Source organism: Enterobacter cloacae complex sp. HYC042_NIDB (assembly GCF_056673315.1).
The window spans coordinates 2,621,226-2,644,045 of record NZ_CP109650.1 but is presented as its reverse complement, the minus strand read 5'-3'; the positions used below and the strand labels follow the sequence as shown (position 1 = coordinate 2,644,045).

At 59.0% G+C, this 22,820-nt stretch carries 21 protein-coding genes and 1 pseudogene; 4 read left to right on the top strand and 18 right to left on the bottom strand.

The window, feature by feature from the left end; genetic code table 11:
- Position 1: 1 nt before the first annotated feature.
- From OKF39_RS12665 to OKF39_RS12640, 6 genes are all read right to left on the bottom strand, one after another.
- Positions 2 to 991 carry a putative FMN-dependent luciferase-like monooxygenase gene (locus OKF39_RS12665; RefSeq protein WP_248178538.1) on the bottom strand — a complete coding sequence of 330 codons (990 nt, stop codon included), beginning with the start codon at positions 989 to 991 and terminating at the stop codon, positions 2 to 4.
- Positions 988 to 2,595, bottom strand: a complete 1,608-nt coding sequence (locus OKF39_RS12660) for a dipeptide ABC transporter ATP-binding protein (RefSeq protein ID WP_479982998.1) — start codon at positions 2,593 to 2,595, stop codon at positions 988 to 990. The genes OKF39_RS12665 and OKF39_RS12660 overlap by 4 nt, the downstream gene beginning before the upstream one ends.
- A complete protein-coding gene (locus OKF39_RS12655; protein ID WP_063437959.1) occupies positions 2,592 to 3,443 on the bottom strand; it encodes an ABC transporter permease in 852 nt (283 codons plus the stop codon). The genes OKF39_RS12660 and OKF39_RS12655 overlap by 4 nt, the downstream gene beginning before the upstream one ends.
- Positions 3,440 to 4,384: an ABC transporter permease gene (locus OKF39_RS12650; protein WP_262804274.1), complete on the bottom strand. Its 945-nt coding sequence runs from the start codon at positions 4,382 to 4,384 to the stop codon at positions 3,440 to 3,442. The genes OKF39_RS12655 and OKF39_RS12650 overlap by 4 nt, the downstream gene beginning before the upstream one ends.
- A gap of 10 nt (positions 4,385 to 4,394) precedes the next feature.
- The gene (locus tag OKF39_RS12645) at positions 4,395 to 6,014 is read right to left on the bottom strand and encodes a TIGR04028 family ABC transporter substrate-binding protein (RefSeq protein WP_479982997.1); all 1,620 of its coding nucleotides are present in this window, start codon (positions 6,012 to 6,014) and stop codon (positions 4,395 to 4,397) included.
- 140 nt (positions 6,015 to 6,154) lie between these two features.
- Complete coding sequence (locus OKF39_RS12640) at positions 6,155 to 7,357, bottom strand: NAD(P)/FAD-dependent oxidoreductase (protein ID WP_479982996.1); 1,203 nt, start codon at positions 7,355 to 7,357, stop codon at positions 6,155 to 6,157.
- Positions 7,358 to 7,487: 130 nt separating this feature from the next.
- Here OKF39_RS12640 and OKF39_RS12635 point away from each other — a divergent pair, with 130 nt between their 5' ends.
- Positions 7,488 to 7,994: an RrF2 family transcriptional regulator gene (locus OKF39_RS12635; RefSeq protein ID WP_479982995.1), complete on the top strand. Its 507-nt coding sequence runs from the start codon at positions 7,488 to 7,490 to the stop codon at positions 7,992 to 7,994.
- 43 nt (positions 7,995 to 8,037) lie between these two features.
- Here the strand turns inward: OKF39_RS12635 and adhP are convergent.
- From adhP to OKF39_RS12605, 6 genes and pseudogenes are all read right to left on the bottom strand, one after another.
- A pseudogene (adhP, locus tag OKF39_RS12630) lies at positions 8,038 to 9,047 on the bottom strand (alcohol dehydrogenase AdhP).
- Positions 9,048 to 9,243: 196 nt separating this feature from the next.
- Positions 9,244 to 10,956, bottom strand: a complete 1,713-nt coding sequence (locus OKF39_RS12625) for an ABC-F family ATP-binding cassette domain-containing protein (RefSeq protein WP_479982994.1) — start codon at positions 10,954 to 10,956, stop codon at positions 9,244 to 9,246.
- 351 nt (positions 10,957 to 11,307) lie between these two features.
- Positions 11,308 to 13,005: an NAD-dependent malic enzyme gene (locus tag OKF39_RS12620; protein ID WP_028013235.1), complete on the bottom strand. Its 1,698-nt coding sequence runs from the start codon at positions 13,003 to 13,005 to the stop codon at positions 11,308 to 11,310.
- A gap of 176 nt (positions 13,006 to 13,181) precedes the next feature.
- The gene (sra, locus tag OKF39_RS12615; protein ID WP_008501714.1) at positions 13,182 to 13,319 is read right to left on the bottom strand and encodes a stationary-phase-induced ribosome-associated protein; all 138 of its coding nucleotides are present in this window, start codon (positions 13,317 to 13,319) and stop codon (positions 13,182 to 13,184) included.
- Between the two features lie 95 nt (positions 13,320 to 13,414).
- Positions 13,415 to 13,630 (bottom strand): biofilm-dependent modulation protein, encoded by a 216-nt coding sequence (bdm, locus tag OKF39_RS12610; RefSeq protein ID WP_236300456.1) that lies wholly within the window; start codon positions 13,628 to 13,630, stop codon positions 13,415 to 13,417.
- Positions 13,631 to 13,861: 231 nt separating this feature from the next.
- The gene (locus OKF39_RS12605) at positions 13,862 to 14,713 is read right to left on the bottom strand and encodes a Vmh family MBL fold metallo-hydrolase (protein WP_063437963.1); all 852 of its coding nucleotides are present in this window, start codon (positions 14,711 to 14,713) and stop codon (positions 13,862 to 13,864) included.
- 110 nt (positions 14,714 to 14,823) lie between these two features.
- Here OKF39_RS12605 and OKF39_RS12600 point away from each other — a divergent pair, with 110 nt between their 5' ends.
- Positions 14,824 to 15,699 (top strand): LysR family transcriptional regulator, encoded by an 876-nt coding sequence (locus OKF39_RS12600; RefSeq protein ID WP_479982993.1) that lies wholly within the window; start codon positions 14,824 to 14,826, stop codon positions 15,697 to 15,699.
- 7 nt (positions 15,700 to 15,706) lie between these two features.
- On the opposite strand, the gene OKF39_RS12595 is transcribed toward OKF39_RS12600, so the two are convergent.
- Positions 15,707 to 16,666 carry a hypothetical protein gene (locus OKF39_RS12595; RefSeq protein ID WP_479982992.1) on the bottom strand — a complete coding sequence of 320 codons (960 nt, stop codon included), beginning with the start codon at positions 16,664 to 16,666 and terminating at the stop codon, positions 15,707 to 15,709.
- Between the two features lie 115 nt (positions 16,667 to 16,781).
- Between OKF39_RS12595 and OKF39_RS12590 the strand changes: the two genes are divergently transcribed.
- On the top strand, positions 16,782 to 17,210 hold the full coding sequence (locus OKF39_RS12590) for an OsmC family protein (RefSeq protein WP_028013230.1): 429 nt from the start codon (positions 16,782 to 16,784) through the stop codon (positions 17,208 to 17,210).
- Between the two features lie 23 nt (positions 17,211 to 17,233).
- On the opposite strand, the gene OKF39_RS12585 is transcribed toward OKF39_RS12590, so the two are convergent.
- Positions 17,234 to 18,139, bottom strand: coding sequence for a LysR family transcriptional regulator (locus OKF39_RS12585; protein WP_136485760.1), 906 nt, complete (start codon positions 18,137 to 18,139; stop codon positions 17,234 to 17,236).
- A gap of 112 nt (positions 18,140 to 18,251) precedes the next feature.
- Between OKF39_RS12585 and OKF39_RS12580 the strand changes: the two genes are divergently transcribed.
- Positions 18,252 to 19,001, top strand: coding sequence for an SDR family NAD(P)-dependent oxidoreductase (locus OKF39_RS12580; protein ID WP_047368601.1), 750 nt, complete (start codon positions 18,252 to 18,254; stop codon positions 18,999 to 19,001).
- Here OKF39_RS12580 and OKF39_RS12575 read toward each other — a convergent pair.
- The 4 genes from OKF39_RS12575 to OKF39_RS12560 are packed head-to-tail and all read right to left on the bottom strand — an operon-like array spanning position 18,998 to position 22,818.
- Positions 18,998 to 19,927 (bottom strand): oligopeptide/dipeptide ABC transporter ATP-binding protein, encoded by a 930-nt coding sequence (locus tag OKF39_RS12575; RefSeq protein ID WP_047368600.1) that lies wholly within the window; start codon positions 19,925 to 19,927, stop codon positions 18,998 to 19,000. The genes OKF39_RS12580 and OKF39_RS12575 overlap by 4 nt on opposite strands.
- Complete coding sequence (locus OKF39_RS12570; RefSeq protein ID WP_047368599.1) at positions 19,920 to 20,906, bottom strand: ABC transporter ATP-binding protein; 987 nt, start codon at positions 20,904 to 20,906, stop codon at positions 19,920 to 19,922. Before OKF39_RS12570 ends, OKF39_RS12575 begins: the two co-directional genes overlap by 8 nt.
- Entirely contained in the window at positions 20,906 to 21,799 is an 894-nt protein-coding gene (ddpC, locus tag OKF39_RS12565) for a D,D-dipeptide ABC transporter permease (protein ID WP_041909883.1), read from the bottom strand. Before ddpC ends, OKF39_RS12570 begins: the two co-directional genes overlap by 1 nt.
- Positions 21,796 to 22,818 carry an ABC transporter permease gene (locus OKF39_RS12560; protein ID WP_041909885.1) on the bottom strand — a complete coding sequence of 341 codons (1,023 nt, stop codon included), beginning with the start codon at positions 22,816 to 22,818 and terminating at the stop codon, positions 21,796 to 21,798. The genes ddpC and OKF39_RS12560 overlap by 4 nt, the downstream gene beginning before the upstream one ends.
- Between the last annotated feature and the right edge of the window lie 2 nt (positions 22,819 to 22,820).

Genomic DNA, 22,820 nt, shown 5'->3' with positions numbered 1-22,820 from the left:
CTCAATGTAAATAGGGGGCAATATGTTCGGCGATCAGTTCGATGGATCGCAGCGTGTCGCGATGGGTGGGCTCGACCGAATGAACCTGGAACGAGATATCCGTGGCGCGCCTGAGAACGGAGTCCGCATGCAGTGAACGCAGCACCGTATCTGGCGAACCGATATGGGCGTCGAACTGGCGACGAAAATCTGTGACGGTGTCACCTTTAACCGCGTGTCCGGCAGCGCGATGCTGCTGGGCCTGCCTGGTGAGACCCGGCGTGGCGACCTTCAGCGCGTAGTCATCGCTGTCGGCGACGAACGCCGTGCGGGAGGCCAGAATACGCGGCGCAATGCCCGCAGGCAGTGCCTCAAGGTAGGCATCCACAATCGGGTTCTGGATCGCGTCGAGCGTCAAATCCAACTGATCTGCCGGGCGCGGCTGCGTGCGGGAGAGCATCAAACCGTGTCCGGCCCGCGCGGCGCGAACGGCACCGTCGACAGAAAAGGTGGCAATCCAGATCCGTTCAGCCAGCTGTGGCGCTGGCGGGTAAAGGTGATTATCCGGATGGGTGAGCGAATCCCCGCGCCAGGCGCTCTGGATCACATGCAAATGGTCAGCAAAGGCCGCGCCGCGCTGTTCAAACGTCAGTCCAAACGGCAGGAAAGAGGTCGGCGTGCCGCCCGAACCAAAACCGACTTCGAGACGTCCATCGGCGAGTAAATCCAGCACCGCCGCATCTTCCGCCACGCGCAGCGGGTTTTCCATCGGCAGGGTAATGATGGCCGTGCCCAGGCGGATGGTTTCGGTATGCGCCGCAACGTGGGCCAGAAACAGCAGCGGCGACGGCAGGCCGCCTTCACTTTCGTGGAAGTGGTGCTGGGCAATCCAGGCGCTGTCAAAACCGTGGCGTTCGGCGTGGCGGATCTGTTCGGTTGCCAGACGATAGCGCTCCTTCGGCGTGGCGTCGTCAAGCAGGCGGGTGAAAAATCCCAGGCGTTTTCGCGTCATGCGAACTCCTCCGTAGCGGGTGAAAAATGGGGAATGGCGGCAATCAGCTCGCGGGTATAGTCGTTCTGCGGCGACGTGAATAAGGTCTCGACGTCACCGTGTTCGACCACCTGACCGCTGCGCAGCACCGTGACGCTGTGGGCGATCCGGCGGACGGTAGAGAGATCGTGCGTGATGAACAGGTAGGTTAATCCCAGTTGCTGCTGCAGCTGCTGAAGCAGTGCCAGAATCTGCGCCTGTACGGTGACGTCCAGCGCGGAGGTGGCCTCGTCCAGCACCAGAATAGTCGGCTCCAGGATGAGCGCCCGGGCGATGGCTACGCGCTGGCGCTGCCCGCCTGAAAGCTCCCGGGCGGTGCGGGTCAGAAGTTCGACGGGCAGGGCAACCCGCTGCGCCACGGTCTCCACCCGGACCTTTCGCTCCGCCTTAGCGAGGCGAGAAAAGTTCTTCAGCGGCTCTTCGATGATGTCAAACAGGGTTTGACGCGGGTCGAGAGAGGCGAAAGGGTTCTGGTAGACAAACTGGATCTTCTGGCGCAACTGGCGGCGGGCCTCGCGGCTGAGGTCGGTGGCATCAATATCATCAATAATGACCTGTCCGCTGTCCGCCTGTTCAAAACCCAGCAAAATACGGGCGAGGGTGGTTTTCCCGGAGCCGGATTCTCCGACCAGCGCATGCGTGCTGCCGCGCCTGACGTCAAACGTCACCCGATCCAGCGCCTGAAGGTGATGACCTTTGCCTAGCGAGAACCGTTTGCTGATGGCGCGGGCGTGAATGGCCGGTGACGCCAGCGGAAGGCCAGCTACCGGGGCGATGGTCAGGCGCTGGCCCTGGAGATCGCTCAGTAGCTGACGAGTATAGGCGTGCTGCGGCGTGCGGACAATGTCGGCGGTGTCGCCGTGCTCCTGAACCTCGCCGTTGCGAAACACCAGCAGCCTGTCCGCGCGCTGGGCAGCCAGCGCCAGATCGTGGGTGACAAACAGAACCGCAGTACCCGATTCCCGACGCAGGATATCCAGCAGATCGAGAATGCGTTTTTGCACCGTCACGTCCAGCGCGCTGGTGGGCTCATCGGCGACGATCACATCCGGGCGTAGGGCAATGGCGATGGCAATCAGCACGCGCTGTTTCATCCCGCCGGAGAGCTGATGCGGATACTGCTTCATGCGCTGTTCGGGATGGCTCAGGCCGACCTTTGTCAGCAGGGCGAGCACCTGCTCGTCGCGCTGGAGTGCAGTTACCTTTTGGTGCTGCTGAATAATTTCCCCGACCTGTACGCCGATCGTCTTCACCGGGTTGAGTGAATTACCCGGATCCTGCGGAACCAGGCTGATTCGCGCGCCGCGAAGGGTATCGAGACGCTTCGCTGACCACCGGCTAATCTCCTCGCCGTTGAGCACGATTTTCCCGGCATCGCGTCGGGCATTATCCGCCAGCAGACCGATGATCGCCTGTGCCGTGGTTGTTTTGCCGGAGCCGGATTCGCCGACAAAGGCCAGCATTTCCCCCCGTCGGAGGGTGAAGCTGACGTTATGCACCACCTCGCGCCACTGGCGCGCGGTACGGTAGCTGATGGTCAGGTTTTCTACCGAGAGTACGGTCATTTCAGGCCTCCGCTGAACTGCTGGCTGATACGGTTGGTGGCAAGCACGACGGCGATGACGACCACGCCGGGGAAGGTAGTTAACCACCAGGCGGTAGAGAGATAGTTACGGCCTTCGGCAATCAATAAGCCCCATTCCGGAACGGGCGGCGGGGTGCCGTAGCCGAGAAAGCTCAGCGTGGAAAGCGCCAGAATGGCCTGACCAAACTGCAGCGTGGCAAAGGCGAGGACGGCGGTTAAGGCGTTGGGCAGGATGTGTCGCCACAGGACCGCCAGGAACGTCCCACCGCTGCCAAACGCCGCCTCGACATAATCCGTATGGCGGATGCGAACCACTTCACCGCGCGCGAGGCGGGCGAAGCTGGCGATGGAGGCCACGCCGACGGCAATGGCGGCGTTAACGGTGCCAAACCCGAGCAGAATAATGACCGTCAGCGAGAGCAGCAGAGACGGAATGGACAGCAGCACGTCGACAAAACGCATCAGGAAAGACTCGACGCGTCCCGCGAACGCCCCGGCGACAACCCCCAGACCGGTGCCCACCACCAGTCCCATCGTGACGGCAGCGAGCGCTGCGCTCAGGGAGTGGGACGCACCATACACAATACGCGCGTAAACATCGCGGCCAAGCTGATCGGTGCCGAGCCAGTGGCCCGCCTGCGGTGCCAGACGTTGCGCTCCGGCGATGCCCTCAATCGGGCTGTAGTGGGTTAACAGGCCGGGGGCTACGGCAGCAAAAATCGCGAGAATAATCACCGCCCACGCCAGCCACAGTCCCGGCTGCCACGCGACGCCCTGCCAGCCGGGAACGCGTTTTCGTGCGGCGGCAGCGTAATCGACCAGGCTCATGATGCACCTCCGGTAACGGTTTGCAGACGGGGATCCAGCAGCGGCATCAGCAGGTCCACCAGCAGATTGATCAGGACAAAGCCGAGAGCGGAAATCATGACCACCGCCTGAAGCACGGCGATGTCCTGGTTGTTCACCGCCTGCTGGGTCAGCTGCCCGAGCCCGCTGCGGCCAAATACGGTTTCGGTGATCAGCGCTCCGGCAATCAGTTCGCCCAGCAGCAGCCCGGCAATATTGAGTACCGGCAGCAGCGCGTTGCCGGTGACGTGGCGCCACAGGACGGCGGTTTCACTCAGTCCTTTGGCGCGGGCAACGGCGACAAACGGCTGCGTCGCCACCTGGTCCAGGCTGCGCATCAGAATTTGCGCCAGCGGGGCGGAGATCGGGATCGCGACGGTGACGATCGGCAGGATCAGCCCCTGCAGCGGCGTCGGGTTAATCACCGGAATGAGCCGCAGCTGAAAAGAAAAAAGCTGAATGAGGGCAATCCCCAGCCAGAACGTGGGTAAGGAGATAAACAGGACCGGCAGAGACTGGAGGGTATTACTCAGCCAGCGCAGACCCGGCAGACGCGACGCAAAGGCCAGCGCAAACGCCAGCAGGACCGCGAGTAAAAAAGCGGGCAGGGCGAGGCTCAGGGTATCCGGCAGATTGCTGGCAATCAGCTCGCTGACCGGCACCCCTGCCTGTAATGAATAGCCGAAATCTCCGCGCAGCATCGCCAGCAGCGTGTGGCCGTATTGCTGCCACAGCGGGCTGTCCGCGCCGTAGGCCACGCGCATCTCCTCGATTTGCGCCGGGCTTAGGCCCAGGTCCGGGTTCTGAAATTTAATCAGCACCGCGTCGCCAGGCAGCACCTGGAGCAACACGAACGAGAGGGTAAAGGCGGCCCACAGCACCAGCAGCCCGTGCCCAAGACGTTGAAGAAGTGAGTGGCGCATCGTCAGCTCCTCAGTGTTTCTCAATCCACGCGCCGTAGAACGACGGGCGGCCGACCGCTTCAAAATTGACGCCTTTCAGCCACGGCGCACCGGCAAAGACCTGTGGCTCCTCGAAAATCGGAATGACGTAGGCGTTATCCAGCAGGTAGCGCTGGGCATCGCCGGTCAGCTGCAGGCGTTTTTGCGGATCGACCTCTGAGGAGATATTTACCAGCAGCGCATTCAGCTTGTCGTCGCGGAAGCTTTTGACCTTGTCGCTGGAGCCGCCTTTTTGCAGCAGCGCGTCGCGGTTAGCCGGGTAGAACATGCTTTTCACCACGTCCGGATCGGCGCGGCCCACTTCTGAGACGGTTAACGGGGTTTTCTGTGGATCAAGGTTATCCAGCGTGCGGCTGCCAGCGTCACCGGCTTTTACGTTCAGCACTACGCCCACCTGACGCCACTGCTGGGCAACCAGCTGCAGCACCTCTTTGTTTTGCGGCTGCGGCAGGGATTCATATACCGTCAGCGCCAGCCGCTGCCCGTCTTTGGCTCGGATCCCGTCGCTGCCCGCTTTCCAGCCCGCCTCGTCGAGCAATTTATTCGCTTTTGCCGGGTCAAAGGTCAGTTTGTCGCTGAGATCGACAAAGCCTGCGGCGGAATCGGCAATCACCGACTTCGCCTGCGGATAGTTGGCCGAGAAGAGAGTCTCGACCACCTGCTTTGCATTCGTGGCATGCAGCAGCGCCTGGCGCACGCGAATATCGGAGACCAGCGGATTATCCGGGCGGAAGCTGATACTGTCGTTCACCCCGCGCGTTGGGGCGGCGTAGATTTTATAGCCCTGGTCTGTCGCCTGCTTTTCGTCATACGCCTGCACCTGGCGAATAAAGTCGGCCTGACCGGCCAGCAGGGCGCCGACGCGCACGCTGTCTTCCTGGGTGACGATAAACTTGATGCCATCCAGATTGGCTGGACCCTGTTGCGTCAGGCTTTTGGGCCCCCACTGGTAGTCCTTACGGGCTTCGAGCGTCACTTCGCGGCCCAGCTTCTCGTCCTTCACCACAAACGGGCCGGAGCCAATGATATGCCGGGCATCCCCCAGCTCTTCAAAGTTGCGCTTCAGCGTGCTGAGCGAGACCAGACCCGAGCCAATCGTGGCGGTGCCCTGCAGGAACCCCGGCGACGGTTTTTTGAAGTAAAACTTCACGGTCAGCGGGTCGACCACTTCGCTGCGATCGTAGTTATTGATCACTTCTGACACCGGCAGGCGCTGCGCCTTATTGCCCAAACCGTAGGTATCAAAGTTTTTTGCTACGGCGTTGGCGTCCAGCGGCGTGCCGTCGGAGAAGGTAATACCGGGACGCAGTTTAAAGGTGTATTCAGTTTTATCGGCGTTGGTGGTCCAGCTTTCGGCCACCCACGGTTCGACCTGCAGCGTCTTTGGATTTTGCCACGTCAGTTTGTCGGTGATCTGGTTCAGAATGCCGCCGTTCGGGTAGAAGCCGCCGGCAGGCGGATAGAGGTTGGTGTGCGCCTGTTGTTCCAGATAAATCAGCGTGCCGCCTTTGACCGGCGCATCGGCGGACCAGGCTGCGGTTGTCGTCAGAATCAGCGCCGTCAGCAGCGGCAGACGAAATGGGGTTTGCATGGTGAATTCCTTTGTTATCTTCTTGTTAGCGTCGGATTCATCATCGGGCGCGGGGGAAAACAAGGGAACAAAGGAATTAAGATAAGGATTGCCGGAAACTGAAAATAAAAACGCCCCGTTAGCGGGGCGATGGCGGGGACCTAAACGAATTTCGCCAGCGGGTCGGCGGCGGCAAAGGCGACCGTTTTGTCTGCTAATGGCGGATAGATCAGCTCATTCGTGATGGCGATTTTGATCTTCTTCGCCTCGTCGCGGACGGATTTGACGGCCTGATCCCAGCCCTCGGTATAAACCGCGCCCCACGCGCCTAAATCCAGGCAGGTAACATAGTTCACCTGACGATAAGGGTAAGGAGTAACGTTCAGCAGGCTGGCGGCAGCGTTATGACCGGCAAATTTCCCTAGCTGGATCGCGTGCTGGCAGGTCATCAGCGCCGTGTTGCCCGCATCGTCTGTTTTGGCGTGAGCCATATCGCCGGTGGCATAGACGTCAGGAAGTGCGGGGACCTGCAACGTCTCTGTCACAACCAGGCGGCCCTGGCTATCGCGTTCACCGTCTATCTGCAGGCTGAGAGGATTTGCCTCGACGCCTGCGGTCCAGACGACGGTCGCAGCAGCAATACGTTCACCATTTTTCAGCGTTACGCCGTGAGCATCAATGGCTTCAACTTCACTCTTCAGCCGCCATTCAACGCCCAGCGCCTCACTCGCCTCTGCAATTGTTTTACGCAATGCGTCGCTATAACGGCCGCCAATGACTGGCTCCCTCTCAACTACGACTATTTTAATCTCCGTATTGTCGTCAAAACGGGCACGCAGTCGGGCAGGTAGCTCCGTTGCCAGCTCGATGCCGGTAAAGCCGCCTCCGCAGACTACCACGGTGTTGCGCTCGGGCGTGGAGGGACGTAACGCCAGTGAATCAAGGTGGCGCTCAAATACCTGTGCGGATTCCAGCTGGTCGATGTCAAAGGCGTAGTCAGCCAGGCCGGCAATCGGTGGGCGTTTGGTCTGGCTGCCCGTAGCGAGGATCAGCCTATCGTAGGAAGCCGTAGCATGCGCGCCGTTGGACATCCGGTATAAAACGATTTTCGCCGTGGTATCAATTTGTTCCGCGTGTCCGGCAATGAATGTGATATCAAGCTCGGCAAACAGGTCAGTCAACGGGGCAACCAGCGTTGACACCTTCTCCTCATAGAAGCGTGGCCGAACGCGCAGTTCGGGTAAGGGGGCCAGAACCGCAATTTCCAGACTGCTATTACCCTGCTGCTCAGAAAGACGTGCCGCGCTCACGGCTGCCCACATACCCGCAAAACCACTGCCTACGATTAAAATCTGCTTTTTCATATTCGATCCTTTCTCCCGCCAGGCTTCATGCCTGACATAACTGCCACTATACTTGTCGGAGTTAACTCCGACAACTTCTTTCTGAGTTAAAAATCGTTATAATGCTCCGAACACTAATTCGGAGTTAACCATGGCGTTTTACAGTTCCGGTGTGGAATACGGCATTCACAGCCTGATATGTATGGTGGATGCGAAGGGCAACGAGCGTGAGATGAGCGTCCGTGAGATGGCTGCCTTGCAGGGCGTGCCGTATGACTACCTCGGCAAAATCTTCACACGCCTGTCACGTGCCGGGCTGGTCATCAGTACGGAAGGCAAGGGCGGGGGCTTTAAGCTGGCGCGTCCGGCGGAGCTGATCAGCGTGTTGGATGTGGCGCATGCCATTGACGGCGAGAAAAACATGTTCGAATGTCGTGAAGTGCGCCAGCGGCTGGCCGTGTTTGATGAAGCACCGCCTGCCTGGGTCTGCGACGGGCCGTGCGGAGTACGTTCAGTCATGGATAGCGCGCAGCAGCGGATGGAAGAGGAGCTCGCGCGTCATACTATTCTCGACCTGGCGCGTAAAATGTACCGAAAAGCGCCGGACACCTTCCAGATTGAGGTTCAGGAGTGGATTTCAGTTCGTCGTTCGTCGTAGCAATGAGCCGGGTAAGGCGTAGCCACTACCCGGCAAAAGGTGTTTACGAGCGTAAGTCGATCACCATACGGCCACGGATCTGGCCCTGTTCCATCTCTTTAAAGATGGCGTTGATGTCCTCGATAGGACGCATCGTCACTTTCGGTACCACTTTGCCCTCGGCCGCAAACTGGAAGGCTTCCTGCAGATCCTGACGGGTGCCAACCAGCGAACCCACCACCTGTATACCGTCCAGCACCAGGCGCGGAATGTCCAGGCTCATCGCTTCCGGCGGCAGGCCAACGGCGACCACGCGGCCACCGGCACGCACGGCATCTACCGCCGAGTTGAAGGCAGCTTTTGCGACGGCGGTGACGACTGCGGCATGCGCGCCGCCGGTTTTTTCCTGCACAATCTTAGCGGCATCTTCGCTGCGTGAGTTGATGGTTAAATCCGCACCCATGCTCGCGGCCAGCTTCAGCTGTTCATCGTTAACGTCCAGAGCGATGACTTTGGCATTAAACACGTTTTTGGCGTACTGCAGCGCGAGGTTGCCCAGCCCGCCCAGACCGTAAATCGCGATCCACTGGCCCGGCTTAATACCCGACACCTTCACCGCTTTGTAGGTGGTGACACCGGCGCAGGTGATGCTGCTGGCCGCCGCCGAATCCAGACCATCCGGCACTTTTACCGCGTAATCCGCGGTGACGATGCACTCTTCCGCCATGCCGCCGTCAACGGAGTAACCGGCGTTTTTCACGTCACGGCACAGGGTTTCGTTACCGGTATTACAGTATTCGCAGTGACCGCATCCTTCAAAGAACCAGGCCACGCTTGCACGGTCGCCGACTTTCAGCGACGTCACGCCAGGGCCGACTTCTTTCACGATACCAATACCTTCATGGCCCAGGATTACCCCGGTCTTATCGCCAAAATCACCGTTCTTCACGTGGAGGTCGGTATGGCATACACCACAGCACTCCATTTTCAGCAGGCTTCTCCGTGCTTAAGCGGGCGTAAGGTTTTTTCAGTGACATTGACCTGGTGATCCTGAGTAACAACAGCAGCCTTCATGTGTATCTCCTTGTTCATGATAAGAATCTGCATAGCAGGTGTAGTACCCCTTAAGGATTAATACATTAGCCTGGTAATGCAAGGCTGCGGCAACATAATGTCATCATTTGATTCGATTTCGGATTAAGAATACGGCGATCCTCTAATAATTAAGGGGGAAAATGCTGGCCCGGCGAGGTGCTCGCCGGGCGCAGATTTACAGCTGGGCTTCAATCTCCTCAATTTCTCTTCGCCATTGCGCCTGCAGCTGCGGCTTCTGATGTTTCGGCTTACGCGCCAGATCGTCTTCCAGCAGCGTTTCCAGCGCGATCAGCCGCTCAAGCAGATCATCGTACGGCGATGGTTGAACTTCCCCTGCACTGACAACGGGCGCGCCGGATGTCTCAAGCCCCACGCTTTCACGCAGCCGCTCAAACACGGCTTCAGCATCGTGCCACTCGCTCAGCCAGCCGTCCTCAATCAGCCAGAAGCGGTTACAGCTTTGGCTAATTAACTGGCGATCGTGGCTGACCAGCAGCACGCCGCCTTCGAACTGTTGCAGCGTTTCCGCCAGTGACTCTTTGCCTTCCATGTCGAGATGGTTGGTGGGCTCATCCAGCATCAGCAGGCTGTAGCGGGCAAGCGTCAGCCCGACGAACAGCAGGCGAGAGCGCTCGCCGCCGCTGAGCGTGCTGACTTTTTGCCCGTGTCTCGCCCACGGGAACCCGGCGCTGATGAGCGCCATCTTCCTGTTTTGCGGGTCGGGAGCGAAAGGTTCCAGCGCGTCGAGCAGCGTGGCGTCATCCGGCAGCTGATGCAGCGTCTGGTCGTAGTAGCCCGGCGAGACGCGCGGATGGATTTTCAGCCCGCTGTCCGTCGGTTCATCCACAAAATGTCGCCAGATAAGCTTCATCAGCGACGATTTACCGCAGCCGTTACGACCGACAATTGCCACGCGATCGCCGCTTTTCAGCCGCGCCGTTTCGATGTTAAACAGCGGCGGTAGCCCGGGCGCAGGCGGGACGCTGAGGTTTTCCATCTCCAGCAGACGGTCCGCCCGCAGCGCGTCGCCGCGCAGGGTTAGCGTCCATGGACTGCCCGCCGTGAGCGCGGTCTGGCTTTCTTTGAGTCGTTCGACCTGTTTTTCCATCTGCTTGGCTTTGCGGGCCAGGTCTTCGTTGTCGTAAACCTTACCCCAGGTCGCCAGACGTTTGGCGCTGGCGGTGACGCGGTCGATCTCCTTTTGCTCCGCCTTGTGGCGCTGCGCATCGCTTTCGTCTTTTGCTGCAAGCGCTTTACGGGCGGCCGTGCAGGGAAGGGCAAAGTAGTGCAGCGTCTTATCACGCAGGATCCAGCTGCCGTTTGTGACGGCATCCAGCAATTGCCTGTCGTGCGAAACCAGCACGAAGCTGCCTGACCAGTTCTGTAAAAAGTGTTCCAGCCAGAGCATGGTCGGCAAATCGAGGTGGTTGCTGGGTTCATCCAGCAGGAGCAGATCCGGCTCGTGAATCAACGCCCGCGCCAGCAGCAGGCGGGTGTGCTGTCCGCCGCTCAGGGTGGCGGATTGCAGCGTCATATCCTGCGGCGTGAAGCCCATGCTCGCCAGCAGCGTTTCAGCTTTCCAGCGCAGGCTGTCGTGCTCAGCTAAAGGCAGTTGCGCGAGTACGGCATCCAGCATGGTCAGCGGGAAAATGGCGTCCGGGAGATGTTGCTCCACGCGCGCCATCAGGCAGTGCCCGGCCAGCGCTACCGTTCCGGCGGCTGGGATATCTGCTCCGTCCAGCACCTTTAAAAGCGTACTTTTGCCGCAGCCGTTGTCGCCCAGCAGGCCGATGCGGTCGCCTTTTTTCAGCGTAAAGGAGAGTGAGTCGAAGAGCGTGCCAAACGCCGTATCAACGCGTAAAGATTGTGCAGTGAGTAAAGTGCTCATTGTTGCTTACCCAAGAGTTACAGGCATGTTTATGCCTCGTCAAACATCGCTGACGATAACTCAGTAAGCCCGAGAGAAGGGATTTCAGGGGTTGGTGTCTTCGCTCAAGCAGAAGTTATCGCAGCACGATACCGATAACGCTTGAGCTGGTGCGATCACCAAATGTATGTGAAACATTGAAAATTTCACGATACAGCATAATTGGCCTCCTTATATATTCAGTGGGTTAATGGATGAAAGGAGTGTAGCGGGGGAAAGGGGGTTTGGCTAGTGGGTATTCGATGGTGCGGTCTGTTGCCCCTCATCGTAACCCTCTCCCCAATGAGGAGAGGGAACGGTTCGGGCGCAGAATTAAATCGAGGTACGGCGATAGCTGCGGTATTCAGGCATCCAGAAGTTATCATCGATAGCCTGCTGCAGCGCATCGGCAGAGGTTTTCACCGCCACGCCCTGCTGCTGCGCCATTTTACCCACCGCAAACGCGATAGCGCGCGACACCTTGTGAATGTCCTTCAGTTCCGGCAGCACCAGCCCTTCGCCGTTGTTGACCAGCGGCGAATAGCCCGCAAGGGTTTCGCTCGCTGACATCAGCATCTCATCGGTAATGCGGGACGCGCCGGAGGCGATCACGCCCAGACCAATGCCCGGGAAGATATAGGAGTTGTTGCACTGGGCGATCGGATAGGTTTTATCCTTCCAAACCACCGGATCGAACGGGCTGCCGGTGGCAACCAGCGCGTTACCTTCGGTCCAGGCGATGATGTCCTGCGGCGTCGCTTCCACGCGGGAGGTCGGGTTAGACAGCGGCATCACGATAGGGCGCTCGCAGTGCTTGTGCATCTCGCGAATAATCTCTTCGGTGAAGAGACCGGTTTGCCCGGAAACACCGATCAGAATATCCGGCTTCACGTTGCGCACCACGTCCAGCAGGGAGAGCACTTCGTTGTCGGTGTCCCAGTTCTTCAGGTTCTCGCGCTTCTGCACCAGCTTGGTCTGGAACGGCAGCAGGTTCGGCATACCGTCGGTCAGCAGGCCGAAACGGTCAACCATAAAGACGCGGGAGCGGGCCAGCTCTTCGCTTAAGCCTTCGCGCTGCGTCTGGGCAATAATCTGCTCGGCGATGCCGCAGCCCGCAGAGCCTGCGCCCAGGAAGACGATTTTCTGGTAGCTCAGCTGGCTGCCGGCCGCGCGGCTGGCGGCGATAAGCGTGCCCACGGTCACCGCTGCGGTGCCCTGGATGTCGTCGTTAAAGGAGCAGATCTCATCGCGATAGCGGTTCAGCAGCGGCATCGCGTTTTTCTGCGCAAAGTCTTCAAACTGCAGCAGAACGTCCGGCCAGCGGTGCTTCACGGCCTGAATGAAATCGTCGACAAACTGATAGTACTCGTCGTCGGTAATGCGCGGATGACGCCAGCCCATGTACAGCGGATCGTTCAACAGTTGCTGGTTGTTGGTGCCGACATCCAGTACCACCGGCAGGGTGTACGCCGGGCTGATGCCGCCGCAGGCGGTGTAGAGAGAGAGTTTACCGATTGGGATCCCCATCCCGCCAATGCCCTGGTCGCCGAGGCCGAGAATACGTTCCCCGTCCGTCACCACAATCACTTTAATATTGTGGTTCGGCACGTTCTGCAGAATGTCGTCCATGTTGTGACGGTTCTGATAAGAGATAAAGACGCCGCGTGAGCGACGGTAGATCTCAGAGAAGCGTTCGCACGCCGCACCCACCGTTGGGGTGTAGATCACCGGCATCATCTCTTCGAGATGGTTTTGCACCAGGCGATAGAAGAGGGTTTCGTTGGTGTCCTGGATGTTGCGCAGGTAGATGTGTTTGTCGATCTCGGTTTTGAAGCCCTGATACTGGATCCACGCGCGCTCTGCCTGCTCTTCAATGGTTTCAACCACTTCCGGCAGCAGGCCAAGCAGGTTGAAGCTGCTGCGCTCTTCCATGCTGAAGGCGCTGCCTTTGTTGAGCAGGGGGAATTCGAGTAAAACCGGGCCGGCATAAGGGATATATAAGGAACGATGTTTTTTCAGTTTGTTGTCCATGTCACTCACTCTTTTTTTGAAGATCCGTCCCTGACACTGCTGTTTGTCATCTTTCTGGCCTGTGCTACGGGGTGCGGTCGGGCGGTATTATAAAGGAGCTAAATATTAATTACCGCAACACATAAACAAAAACACCATCGGTTTTGCCGATGGTGTTCTGGATCTCAGTCTGGAACTTACTTGCCCGCGTGGCGTTTTCTGCCGGTGGCGTGAGTGACTTGCGTTTCATGGTCGCCTTCAATCACCACTTTACGCTGATTAGAAAGCTTGTAGTTCAGTCCCAGAATGTGGCGTGCCTGACGGTTCGATTTCATGTTAACTCCTCAATCCTGTTGATAGTTTTAAGGACCAGTTTGCTTTCGCAAACGAAATGTAACCCCTTAGGTTGCAGATCCAGCTTAGCAGGTTTTTACAAAGGTGCGTTTTGCCCGCTGACGACGTAGTTAATGGTCTGCTGGTAGATGTCACTGAGGATGTCATTATCCGTGGATTCCACCCACTTGGTCAGTTCCATTAAAATGTCATCTTCAGTCACAGCACCGTGCGCGGCGTGAAGACCCTGCGCAATCGCGTTAACGAGTTCAGGTTGTGCTGCTGTGGTATTAGCCGGGTAATAAGTAAACATGCTGCCTCCGTGTCGTTGTCTGTTTAATGGTACGGCTCGCAAAAATTTAATTCATAAACAGAATGGCAAATATTTCCCCGGTTGTGTCTCAGATTCATCTTAGAAATAAAAATGACATAAGTGCATGCTTTTATGCGCTTTTAAAACGGAGGGATATATTGGCGTGAGGCAGTGCGGATATTATGGCGGTGCTCCTGCTATCGCGGGAATATAGCAGGAGCCGTTTTTAAATTACCACTTCATTTCGCCAGTATTCACTTTGGCGCTTAATTCCAGAGAGCTCTCTTCTGCCAGATCCGGATACTGTTTTTTCAGTGCACCGATGACGCCCGCAGAGTTTTTATGTGCCGACAACGCCTGTTCAAAATGCTGCAGATAGCCTCGGGTAAAATCAATAGCCCCGGTTCCGGACGGTGGCGTGCCCAGATAGTGGCCTGGGATCACGCGTTCCGGCTTGTGCGCGGCCATGTTGTCCAGAGTCTGCTGCCACTGCTGCCGGCGAGCCGGCGTCTGAGTATCAGCCGTCCAGACGTGAATGCCCCAGGAGACCCCGGTGCCGCCGAGGATGGTTTTCACGGACGGGATCCACACGTAGGCCGCATAGCTGTCCGGCTGCTCGATATCGACCTTTTCCCCGTCAATCATAAAGGTGGTGGAGGCGAGCACCTGCGGCACCACCAGTTCCGTTGGCGCGCCGTCTTTCATCTGCGGGCCCCAGAAGGCGAGCTTGGCGTCTTTGGTGGCCTTAATATGGTCAACCACCTGCTGCGTGGCCACCACTTTGGCATTCGGGAAGGCCTTCACCAGCGGCTGCAGGCCAAAATAGAAATCCGGATCGCCGGAGGTGATCACAATCTTATTCAGCGTTTTACCGCTGCGGCGAATTTTCTCTACCAGCGCTTCGCCATCCTTCACGCTGAACTGCGCGTCAAACAGCACCGCCTCTTTCGGGCCGGAAACGAGCGTGGAGGAGACCGCGAAAATGCCTTTTTCCTGCGGGTTATAGGTATCAATCGTCAACGGCGCGGCAAAAACGGCCGGAGCGAAAAGGGTGGAAAGCAGGGCAATATGAGTGAGTTTCATGCTGTTGTCTCTGTTGTTCAGTAATGTTTCTATTGTACGGATATTCTCATTTGCCAGAATTCCTGAAACAAGACATGCTTAGTTTCATAAATCGAGCAGATGGAGCTTATATGGATCGCGTTATTGCCGCTCAGGTCTATAACCGGATATGCGAGCTGGGAAGCCTGAGCGCGGCGGCCCGCGCGCTGGGCATTTCCCGGCCGATGGTGAGCCGTTACCTTGAACAAATGGAGAAGTGGGCGGGGACGCGGCTGGTAAACCGCTCCACGCGCAAGTTGACGCTGACGGCGGCAGGGGAAAAGGTGCTGCAAAAAACGCGGACGCTCTCGCAGATCTCGCAGGAAATCGAAGGTCAGTCGGAAAAAGATCTGCCGTCCGGCACGCTGCGGGTAGCCTGCGCGCACTTTACCGCCATGCACCTGATTGCGCCGGTCCTGCCCGGCCTGCTCTCGCGCTACCCGCAGTTGCGCATTGAGCTGGACGTGAACAACCATCCGGTCAGCCTGGTGGGAGAGCGCATTGACGTCGCGGTGCGCATTACCGATAACCCGGAGCCCGGCATGATCGCCCGCCGGCTGGGGGAGTGTCGATCGGTGCTCTGCGCCTCGCCGGCGTATCTGGCACAGCACGGCACGCCCGTCAGCCCCGAAGAACTGGCGCAGCATAACTGCCTGCACTACAGCTTTTTCGCGGGGCAGTCCTGGCACTTCCTGACGCCGGAAGGCGAAAGCCTGAGCGTGGCCGTCAGCGGCAACCTGAGCGCCAGTATCTCTTCACTGCTCATGAACGCGGCGATCGAGCACTGCGGCATCGCCATGCTGCCGGAGCGCGAAGCGCGCGCCGCGCTGGAGCAGGGATTACTGGTGCCGGTACTGGCGTCGCTGGAGCCGAAACCGCTTGCCATCCACGGCATTTATCAGTCACGGGAATACCAGCCTGCCGCGCTGCGCGTGTTTCTTAACGAACTGTCCCGCCACCTTGCCTGAGGGGCGATTATTTTGCCTTTAGCCAGGGAGAGGCCGTGCTCCAGAAAATAATATCGGCCCCGAGATAATTTTCGCCGAAGCGGACAAACTCGGCTTTGGTGAACGGTTTTCCGGTCTGAGGATCCTTATAGGTCAGAGTCGGCTCCTGAACCGCCATGGCGATGAGCGGCAGCGCCTGTTTATTTTTATGGAAGAAGGGATAGGCATTCTTCATGTGCGCCTTGCGGTTGGGCACAATGTCCGGCCCGCCCAGGCCGATATTGTTGGCGCGGGCATACGCAAAAAGACGTCCCATATAGTTGTGGTCGTTATCCCACTCGCACGGCCAGAAGTTCACGTACTGCACCACATGTGATTTCTGAAAAACCTTGCGCGCAAAGGCCAGATTTTCCATCTCACCCGCGAAATAGCTGTCGCAGGTGAAGCCCGCTGGCGGATTTTTCTCGTCAATATCAATCGCGGTTTCAGGCAGGTTTACGCCATACACCTCGCCATCAAAGCGTTTTGCGAGCGCTGCCAGCAGTGCCTGGTAGCGCTGGCGCACCGTGGGGTCCCACTGACGCGCTACCCATCCCGCGCCGACAGGCTTGCCCTCGCCGGGGTTATCAAACTGCGGCGCAATCCCGCCGCTGTATTGCTTATCGTGCATCAGATAGTCCGGGACGTAGCGGGCGTCCGGCTCAAAGAAACGATCCTGGATCTGAATAAAGAGTTTTTTCCGGGCGGCCTTAAGACGCGCCAGATCCTGCTCAATCCGCGAGAAGTCATAGCTGTCCTTCTCGGGTTCAAGCTGGCGCCAGTTGTACACGATCTGCACGCCGCCGATGTCGCCACGCGCAACCAGCGGGAGCGCTGCGTCGAGGTCGCCTGAGCTGGTATAGATAAAGTTTTCCGGCGTTTTGGCCAGTGAAGAAAGAGAGAGAGCCAGCGTGGCTACCGCGACGGCCATCCTGATTTTTAGCGTCATATCATTATCCTTGTTGTCGGTACAGCAGGTGAAAGACACGGAATCGTCTGTGTTCCAGGGCGTGTCAGATGCGTAGTCTATACTTAACCCTTTGTAAGCCAAAAGGAGAGCAAGAATGACGATTCATAAGCACGGTTCGGCACACTGGTCTGGCGACATTAAGCGCGGGAAAGGAACGGTTTCCACCGAGAGCGGCGTTCTCAACCAACAGCCTTACGGCTTTAACACCCGCTTTGAGGGTGAAAAGGGGACCAACCCGGAAGAGCTGATCGGCGCGGCACATGCGGCTTGTTTTTCCATGGCGCTGTCGCTGATGCTGGGTGAAGCGGGCTATACCGCTGATTCGATTGATACGACCGCGGACGTCTCTCTGGATAAAACCGACGGCGGCTTTGCCATCACTAAGGTTGCGCTGCAAAGTAAGGTCACCGTACCGGGCATTGCGCCACAGCAGTTTGACGGCATTATTCAGAAAGCCAAAGCGGGCTGCCCGGTTTCACAGCTTCTAAAAGCCGAGATCACCCTGGACTATAAGCTAAATTAACTTCCCGCCGGGTTTGCGCCCGGCTATCCCTTCAGCGCGGCGGGGAACACCTCCGCCAGCCAGGCGATAAACACCTTCAGCCTGTGCGTCAAATGCCTGTTCTGCGGGTAGACCACGTGAAACGGGTACGCGGCAGGCTGCCAGTCACCCAGAATCGCCACCAGCGCTCCCGCCTGCAAATAGGTCTTTGCTGAATACTCAAAGGTTTGAACGATCCCCAGACCCGCCGCGGCGGCCGCCAGATGAGCGTTACTTTCATTGACGCCGAGATAGTGCGGAATAGTGATTTCCAGCGCCTCGCCGTTCTGTCGGAAGCGAAACGGAAACGGCCGCCCGGTGACGGGAGAGAGATAACTAACAAGCTTGTGGCCGTTGCGCAGCTCCTGCGGATAGGCCGGAACGCCGTGGTTTTTAAGGTAACCCGGCGTCGCGCAGGTGACCATCTGAGCGTCACCGAGATGACGGGCGATAAGCGTTGAATCGTTCAGCGGGCCGCCGCGGATCACGCAGTCTACGTTACCGCTGATAAGATCGACCGGACGATCGGCCACGCCAAGATCGATACGGATATCCGGGTAGCGCTGCATAAAATCCGGCAGCAGGGGGATGAGCACGTCCCGTGCTGTGGAACCGCCCACGTCAACCCGCAAATGTCCCTTGGGCGTCGCGCGGGAAACGCGAAACGAGGTGTCGATATCTTCGATATCAATCAGCACCCGGCGCGCTTTTTCATAGTATTCCAGCCCTTCAGGCGTCGTGACCACCCGACGAGTCGTGCGGTGAAGGAGACGTATCGCCAGGTGCGCCTCAAGGGATTTAACCAGTTTGCTCAGCGTGGCGATCGGCATATTCAGCGAGTCCGCCGCGCGGGTAAAACTGCCGGATTCCACCACCCGCGTGAAGGCGCGCATCGCCATAAGCTGATCCATGATGACCTCTGATTATTTCCATAGATGAATAGTCATTTTCATTTTTGCCCATTTTTCACAAATGTCGCAAGGGATAAAGTCTGTCCAACGCAAACACAAAAAGGTAAATGACATGAACACGACTCTCTCAGGAAAAATTGCACTGGTCACCGGCGGCAGCACCGGTATTGGTCTTGCCACGGCGCAGGAGCTGGCGGCACAGGGCGCGAAGGTGTACATCACCGGGCGTCGTCAGGCCGAACTTGACGCCGCGGTAGCAGAGATTGCTTCTGACGCAGTGGGCATTCGCGCGGACGTCTCTAAGCTTGCCGATCTGGATGCGGTTTATGCCCGGATAGCAAAAGAAGAAGGCCGTCTCGATATTCTGTTCGCCAATGCGGGTGGCGGCGATATGCTGCCGCTGGGCGCGATCACCGAAGAACAGTTTGACCGGATTTTTGGCACCAACGTTCGCGGGGTGCTGTTCACGGTGCAGAAGGCGCTGCCGCTGTTATCAACCGGCTCGTCGATCATTCTGACCGGCTCGACGGTGTCGATTAAGGGGACGGCCAATTTCAGCGTCTACAGCGCCAGTAAGGCCGCGGTGCGTAACTTTGCCCGCTCCTGGGCGCTGGATTTGCAGGGCCGTGGGATCCGCGTCAATGTCGTAAGCCCGGGCCCGATCAAAACGCCTGGTTTAGGGGATCTGGTGCCGGAAGAACACCGCCAGGGGCTGTACGACGCGCTGGCCGCGCAGGTGCCGCTCGGACGTTTAGGTGCGCCGGGCGAGGTGGGTAAAGCGGTGGCGTTTCTGGCCTCCGACGCGGCCAGCTTTATCAACGCCACCGAGCTGTTTGTGGACGGCGGGATGGCGCAAATTTAACCCAGGCTGCGCCAGCAGCGAACGTGACGGCCCTCGCGAGAGGGCTGTAGCGGCTGAGGACGTTCGCACCCCTGCGCGGCCATCGGGCAGCGGTCGCGGAAAAAACAGCCTTCGGGCAGATGACGGTTGCCGGGAAGCTCCGTTTTGCGTAACGCCAGCGTTTCATCCAGCGGCTCTCCGGTGCGAGGAACCGAATCAAGCAGCAGGCGGGTATAGGGATGGCGCGGTTCGCCAAGTACCTGCGCGGCGCTGCCCAGCTCCACAATCTGTCCGAGATACATCACCGCCACGCGGTCGCTCATGTGTCTGACCACCGAGACGTTATGCGAGATCAGTACGTAAGTCAGATTACGCTGCTGCTGTAGCGTCACCAGCAGGTTGAGGATTTGCGCCTGCACGGAGATATCCAGCGCGCTGGTGGGTTCATCGAGCACGATGATATCCGGATCGGACGAAAGCGCCCGGGCGATGGCAATGCGCTGGCGCTGCCCGCCGGAGAAGGCGTGTGGAAGGCGGTCGAGATATTCCGGGCGAATGCCCACCTGCAGCGCCAGATCCGCCGCCAGCTGACGGCGCTCGCGCTCGCTGCTGCGTTTTTGCACCCACACCGGCTCGGTAATGATGCGCCAGACCGGCAATCGCGGGTCGAGCGAGGAGAGCGGATCCTGAAACACCATCTGCATGCCACCGGCATGGTGGGCACGCTGACATGCGCCGGTGCTGGGTTTAAGCATCCCCATCAGCAGCTGGGCCAGCGTGCTTTTCCCGCAGCCGGATTCCCCGACAACGCCCAGCGTTTCGCCCCGACGGATCTGGAGATCCAGCCCGTTGAGCGCATGGACCCGTTCCGTCACGCGGCCCAGCCAGTTTTTGCGCGCCGCAAAGTTCACGTGCACGCTATCCAGTTCCAGCAGTACATCAGACATGGTGTTTCTCCCGTTGTGGATACCAGCAGGCAGCCAGTTGGCCCTCTGCGCCATGCGGCTGCAGGCGCGGCGTTTCGCTGCATTTTGCCCCCGCGGCAAAGCAGCGCTCGCGGAAAGCGCACCCCTGCGGAAGCTGGCTCAGGTTGGGCACCGTTCCGGGAATGGCGGGCAGCAGGTCGCGCGGCTGGCCGTTTTCCGGCGCGCACCGCAGCAGGCCGATAGAATAGGGATGCACAGGGCGGTGGATCAGCGTTTGCGTGGCGCCGCTCTCTATCACGCTGCCCGCATACATCACGTACATTCTGTCGCAGAGCTGGGACACTACGGCCATATCATGGCTGATAAACAGCACCGAGGTGCCGCTGGCCTTCGCCTTATGCTTCAGCAACCGCAGCACCTGGAGCTGGACGGTCACGTCCAGCGCGGTGGTCGGCTCGTCGGCGATGATCAGCTCCGGCTCGCAGGAAAAGGCAAGGGCGATCATCACCCGCTGGCGCATGCCGCCGGAGAGTTCAAACGGATAACGCGCCATGACCTCCTTCGCGTCCGGAATTTGCATCTCTTCCAGCAGGGCGATCGCCTTCTGCTGTGCCTCGCGCCGGGAAAGCGGCTGATGCTGGCGGATCACCTCCACCATCTGTTTGCCAATCCGCCGCGTCGGGTTGAGTGCGGTCATGGGCTCCTGAAAAATCATCGCTACTCTAGCGCCGCGCCACTGGCGAAGCTGTTTCTCGGACGCCGTCAGGGCGTTTTCACCGAGTAATCTCACCTGACCGTGATGAATACGGTAGCTTCCCTCTGGCAGCAGGCGCATGGCGAGCATGGCGGTAACGGATTTGCCCGACCCTGATTCGCCCACCACGCCGACAATTTCGCCCCTGCCGATCTCAAGCGAAACGTGGTTCAGCGCGTGGACCTCCCCGCGAAAAACCGGGAAGCTCAGATGCAGGTCTTCAATATTGAGTACCGGTTCGGTCATTACTGTTTGCCTCCTGACTTCGGATCCAGCAGATCGCGGATACCGTCGCCAAACAGATTAAAGCCCACGGCGGTAATCAAAATTGCCGCACCGGGAAAGGCGCAGTACCACCACTGGTCAAGGACGTAGTTACGGCCCACGGCCACCATCGCGCCCCATTCGGCGGTGGGCTGCTGCGCGCCCAGGCCAATAAACCCCAGCGTGGCGGCCATCAGAATGGCGCTGCCGATATCCAGCGACGCCTGCACTATCAGCGGCGGCAGGGCGTTGCGCAGGATGTGCCAGCGGATCAAATGCCAGCGGGAGGCGCCAAAGGTGCGGGCGGCCTGAACGTAGGTGAACTGTCGCACCACCAGGGTTTGCCCGCGCGCCAGCCGCACGTAGAACGGTATGCGGACAATCGCAATCGCCAGCATGGCGTTAAACAGGCTCGGACCGAGCGCGGCGGCCAGCGCCATGGTCAGCACCAGAGAAGGAATGGAGAGCATAATGTCCATCACCCGCATGATGACGGCGTCGCCGCGCCCGCCCAGGACGCCGGACAAACAGCCCAGTAGCGAGCCAATGCCGCCCGCAATCACCACCACCGCCAGCCCGGCGGTAATCGACTGCTGGCTGCCCGTCAGCACGCGGCTGAACAGGTCGCGTCCCACCTCATCGGTGCCAAACCAGTGTTGCGCAGAGGGTGCCTGCAGGCGGGCGGTGAGATCCAGCGCGTTCGGGTCATGCGGCACTATCCACGGCGAGGTCACCATCAGCAAAAGCATCGCGATCATAATGACGCCGCCGACAATCGTGAGCGGGCTTTGGCGCAGCATCCAGAACAGCTTTGCCCAGTTGATGCGTTGTCTGGCGGTTTTCACCGGGACGGGTGTTTCCTGCGTTAACATCATTCGGCACCTCCGCGCCCGATTCGCGGGTCAATCCACAGGTAAAGCAGATCGACCACCAGATTAACCAGCACGTAGGCCAGCGAAACGACGACGGCAAAGCCCATCACCGCCGGGAAGTCCAGCGCCTGAATGGACGTCACCACCCAGGCGCCCATACCCGGCCAGGCAAAGACGGTTTCGGTCAGGACGGCGCCGTAAAGCAGGTCGCCCAGCGCCAGCCCGAGCACGGTAATGGACGGGATCATCGCATTCGGCAGGGCGTAGCGCAGGACGATGTACCAGCCGGGCAGCCCGCTGGCACGTGCGGTGCGGATGTAGTCCTCGCTAAGCTGCTCCAGCATCGCCGAGCGCACCTGGCGCGCCACGATGCCCAGGTGAACAAACGCCAGCGTCAGCGAGGGTAAAATCAGGTGCTGCAGCGCGTTGAAAAAGACTTCACCGTTGCCTTCCAGCAGGGCGTCCAGCAGATAAAACCCGGTGACGTGCGTCGGCGGATCGAGCCAGTCGTCCAGCCTGCCGCCGCCCGGCAGAATCTGCAGATGCCCGTAAAACAGGACAATCACGCCCAGCCCAAGCCAGAATGCAGGCGTGGAAATCCCGGTCATCGCCATTAAACGCACCAGGTGATCCAGCCAGCGGTTGCGGTACACCGCCGACAAAATCCCCAGCGGCACGCCGATAACCAGCGCCAGCAGCAAAGAACAAAAGGCCAGCTCCAGCGTGGCGGGGAAAAAGGCCTTCAGGTCTTCCGCAACCGGGCGTCCGGTACGGATGGAGGTGCCTAAATCACCGTGGGCCAGGGCGTCCACGTAGCGGCCAAACTGCACATACAGCGGCCGATCCAGCCCCAGCTGCTGGCGAATGTTCTGCACGATTTCGTCGCTGGCGCGATCGCCCGCCAGCAGACGCGCCGGGTCGCCGGGGATCATGTGTGAAATAATAAAGGTAATAATACAGACACCGGCCACCACCAGGAGTAACCCCCAGCAGCGCTGGCGCACGATGCTCCAGAACGTCATAC

What these genes read in the sequence shown, in the direction of transcription:
- sra (WP_008501714.1), bottom strand. Translation starts at nt 13,319, where the DNA reads ATGAAATCGAACCGTCAGGCACGCCACATTCTGGGACTGAACTACAAG.
- OKF39_RS12625 (WP_479982994.1), bottom strand. Translation starts at nt 10,956, where the DNA reads ATGAGCACTTTACTCACTGCACAATCTTTACGCGTTGATACGGCGTTT.
- OKF39_RS12650 (WP_262804274.1), bottom strand. Translation starts at nt 4,384, where the DNA reads ATGCGCCACTCACTTCTTCAACGTCTTGGGCACGGGCTGCTGGTGCTG.
- OKF39_RS12595 (WP_479982992.1), bottom strand. Translation starts at nt 16,666, where the DNA reads ATGACGCTAAAAATCAGGATGGCCGTCGCGGTAGCCACGCTGGCTCTC.
- OKF39_RS12570 (WP_047368599.1), bottom strand. Translation starts at nt 20,906, where the DNA reads ATGACCGAACCGGTACTCAATATTGAAGACCTGCATCTGAGCTTCCCG.
- OKF39_RS12605 (WP_063437963.1), bottom strand. Translation starts at nt 14,713, where the DNA reads ATGAAACTCACTCATATTGCCCTGCTTTCCACCCTTTTCGCTCCGGCC.
- OKF39_RS12575 (WP_047368600.1), bottom strand. Translation starts at nt 19,927, where the DNA reads ATGTCTGATGTACTGCTGGAACTGGATAGCGTGCACGTGAACTTTGCG.
- OKF39_RS12590 (WP_028013230.1), top strand. Translation starts at nt 16,782, where the DNA reads ATGACGATTCATAAGCACGGTTCGGCACACTGGTCTGGCGACATTAAG.
- ddpC (WP_041909883.1), bottom strand. Translation starts at nt 21,799, where the DNA reads ATGATGTTAACGCAGGAAACACCCGTCCCGGTGAAAACCGCCAGACAA.
- OKF39_RS12585 (WP_136485760.1), bottom strand. Translation starts at nt 18,139, where the DNA reads ATGGATCAGCTTATGGCGATGCGCGCCTTCACGCGGGTGGTGGAATCC.
- OKF39_RS12600 (WP_479982993.1), top strand. Translation starts at nt 14,824, where the DNA reads ATGGATCGCGTTATTGCCGCTCAGGTCTATAACCGGATATGCGAGCTG.
- OKF39_RS12580 (WP_047368601.1), top strand. Translation starts at nt 18,252, where the DNA reads ATGAACACGACTCTCTCAGGAAAAATTGCACTGGTCACCGGCGGCAGC.
- OKF39_RS12645 (WP_479982997.1), bottom strand. Translation starts at nt 6,014, where the DNA reads ATGCAAACCCCATTTCGTCTGCCGCTGCTGACGGCGCTGATTCTGACG.
- OKF39_RS12560 (WP_041909885.1), bottom strand. Translation starts at nt 22,818, where the DNA reads ATGACGTTCTGGAGCATCGTGCGCCAGCGCTGCTGGGGGTTACTCCTG.
- OKF39_RS12620 (WP_028013235.1), bottom strand. Translation starts at nt 13,005, where the DNA reads ATGGACAACAAACTGAAAAAACATCGTTCCTTATATATCCCTTATGCC.
- OKF39_RS12655 (WP_063437959.1), bottom strand. Translation starts at nt 3,443, where the DNA reads ATGAGCCTGGTCGATTACGCTGCCGCCGCACGAAAACGCGTTCCCGGC.
- OKF39_RS12660 (WP_479982998.1), bottom strand. Translation starts at nt 2,595, where the DNA reads ATGACCGTACTCTCGGTAGAAAACCTGACCATCAGCTACCGTACCGCG.
- OKF39_RS12635 (WP_479982995.1), top strand. Translation starts at nt 7,488, where the DNA reads ATGGCGTTTTACAGTTCCGGTGTGGAATACGGCATTCACAGCCTGATA.
- OKF39_RS12665 (WP_248178538.1), bottom strand. Translation starts at nt 991, where the DNA reads ATGACGCGAAAACGCCTGGGATTTTTCACCCGCCTGCTTGACGACGCC.
- OKF39_RS12640 (WP_479982996.1), bottom strand. Translation starts at nt 7,357, where the DNA reads ATGAAAAAGCAGATTTTAATCGTAGGCAGTGGTTTTGCGGGTATGTGG.
- bdm (WP_236300456.1), bottom strand. Translation starts at nt 13,630, where the DNA reads ATGTTTACTTATTACCCGGCTAATACCACAGCAGCACAACCTGAACTC.